Consider the following 2,686-nt stretch of genomic DNA (forward strand, 5'->3'; position numbering starts at 1 on the left):
AGGTGCGAAACGTTCCTACTTGAAAAGAGTAGGCACAGCACTTCATTAAATCAATATTTAATGTGTGTTGGAGAACTAAACACACGAATAGTCGAATGACGGGGTAACGCCCTGAAAGGCTACTTTAATACTCTGACTGGCAGAAACTTGAGTAAACAAGGCTCTGTCAGAAGCTCGGTGAAGTCGGCAGACAGACACCGTAACAGATAATGCTGACGAAAGATTCCCAGAGGTGGGCGTTGTGTCCTATATGCCGGAAGTCTATAAAATATCTATGGTTAGAATGTAGATGAGAGGTCTACTGACGAATCCTTGAATGTACAGGTCTATATCGGGGCTGGATAGAAATGTCCAGTGACACAAACAGTGTCGCTACTGTGGGTGAGTAAGACTCCGCATTTATGAAAATCCATATAACGTTAAAGGCGTTATCAAGGTAGCAGGCTTATAGAGGAAACCTAAGGATATATGTACAGATAGTGTGTTTGGAACGTTGAAAGCTGACAACATGGAGATTTTACTGTCTGTGAAGTGTTCACATCAGAAAGTTATTGTGAGATTAGCAATGATATAAGGTGTGTTAATGTCAGTGAGAGTGGTGGCACAGTACCTATGAAACCGTGATAACAAGCGGTGGAGGGATAGCCACTAGTCATATGAAGAATAGAATTACTAAGAAAAATGGTATGGGTTCGAGTAAGACTAAGAGATGTACTTGCTCCTGCAAACAAGGAGGGTACAGACCATGCTAAAGAAAAACAAGCTCCGCTATAACGAGTATTATGATATGCAACATATTTATGACGAGTTATACGCACAGAGCAAGAACGGTAATAACTTTTATAAGTTACTTGAAATTATTGGTTCGGAACAAAATATTTGTTTAGCTTACCGTAATCTGAAATCAAACAGTGGCAGTAAAACGGCTGGAACGGATGGAATGACGATAGACGATATAAAACAACTCAGCAATGCTGAGATTGTTGCTACCGTTCGGGAAAGCCTTAGCAACTACCGCCCCAAATCAGTCAGACGTGTTTTCATTCCAAAAGCTGGGAGCGATAAAATGCGTCCATTGGGGATTCCGTGTATCTGGGACAGGCTGGTACAACAATGTATCCTGCAAGTCCTAGAGCCGATATGCGAACCAAAGTTCCATAATCATTCCTATGGATTCCGTGCGAATCGAAGTGCCCACCATGCAGTCAGCAGAGTAACGACACTGATAAATTTATCAAAATATCATTACTGTGTTGACGTAGACATTAAAGGATTTTTCGATAATGTCAATCATGGAAAACTATTAAAACAAATCTGGACACTTGGTATTCGGGATAAAAGATTGATTTGCATTATCAGCAAAATGCTGAAAGCCGAAATTGACGGCGAGGGTGTCCCAGAAAAAGGAACGCCACAAGGCGGTCTGTTAAGTCCACTGCTCTCCCTCATAGTCCTTAATGAATTAGACTGGTGGGTAAGCAGTCAGTGGGAAACATTCCAGCCGAAGAACCGCAGTAAAAATGGGTGGCTTCAATACGCAAAGAAATATACCAAACTGAAAAGCGGTTTTATTGTACGTTACGCTGATGATTTTAAAATCATGTGTTCAACCTATGGAGAAGCACAAAGATTTTACCACAGTACCGTAGATTTTCTTAATAAAAGGCTGAAATTAGAAATCAGTCCAGAGAAATCAAAGGTAGTAAATCTGAAGAAAAATTCATCAGATTTTCTGGGGTTCAAAATCAAAGTCATTCCAAAAGGAAGAACGAAACACGGTTATGTTGCCAAAACAGATATGAACCAAAAAGCATTAAAGAAAGCGAAAACAAATCTAAAGTTAAAGGTAAAAGATATAGCCAGACATACGACTGGCTTCAATATCAGCAGATATAATCTGACAGTTATCGGTATGCAGAATTACTACTGCATAGCAACTAACGTATATAACAACCTGACAGAAGTAAGTTACGCTCTCTTACCGACCATACGAATCCGTTTAAGGAACATTGCAAAATCAGTTCCATTTGAAAGTACAAGTTCAGAATTTCAGAGCAGGACAAAAGGAATCAGACCAAAAACAAAAATAGTGATGATTGCGGATAATCCGCTATTGCCGATTCAAGGAGTACAACACAAAAATCCTATGAATTTCTCGCAAGATATTTGTAATTTTACAAAGCAAGGGAGAAACAAGGTGCATGAGGACGTTGTAGTTGTAACAAAAGAAGAAATCCGAGCGTTGTTGGAAAATGAAAACCCTGCCGATAGCGTAGAGTTTAACGACAATCGTATTTCGGCATATATCGCACAACAAGGCAACTGCTATGTAATGAATCGTCGAGGAACTCCGTCCACTCTGATATGTATTCACAAATCAGACAAAGGAGATAACCTTGACAGATATTCTAATCTGGCATTTGTGGAAATTCCCATTGCAAAGGCAATCCTAACAGAATCAGCAGACGAAGCAAAATCACTGTTAAAAGGTTATGTTCTTAATAGTCAGCAGAAGAAAAAACTGAACAGAATACGGACGAATTACGGATACCAGACAATAACTGGGAAATAACTTATAAATCTATTTGGATATGATGGAACGCCGTATGAAGCGAAAGTTTCATGTACGGTGTGAAGCGGGGGAAAACTTGGAGATAACATCAAAAAGTTACCTATCGCTATAACG

General features: G+C 39.6%; 1 protein-coding gene. It reads left to right on the forward strand.

The window, feature by feature from the left end; translation table 11 throughout:
• Window positions 1–745 precede the first annotated feature (745 nt).
• Window positions 746–2,572, forward strand: coding sequence for a group II intron reverse transcriptase/maturase (ltrA, locus tag DVW06_RS16725; RefSeq protein ID WP_002298631.1), 1,827 nt, complete (start codon window positions 746–748; stop codon window positions 2,570–2,572).
• Window positions 2,573–2,686 lie beyond the last annotated feature (114 nt).

This window comes from Enterococcus sp. ARL09-542 (genome assembly GCF_005234805.1).
In the GTDB taxonomy this organism is placed as follows: Bacteria; Bacillota; Bacilli; order Lactobacillales; family Enterococcaceae; genus Enterococcus_D; species Enterococcus_D gallinarum.

Bases quoted from the DNA above. Each gene is read 5' to 3' on its own strand.
- ltrA (WP_002298631.1), top strand. From the start codon at position 746: ATGCTAAAGAAAAACAAGCTCCGCTATAACGAGTATTATGATATGCAA.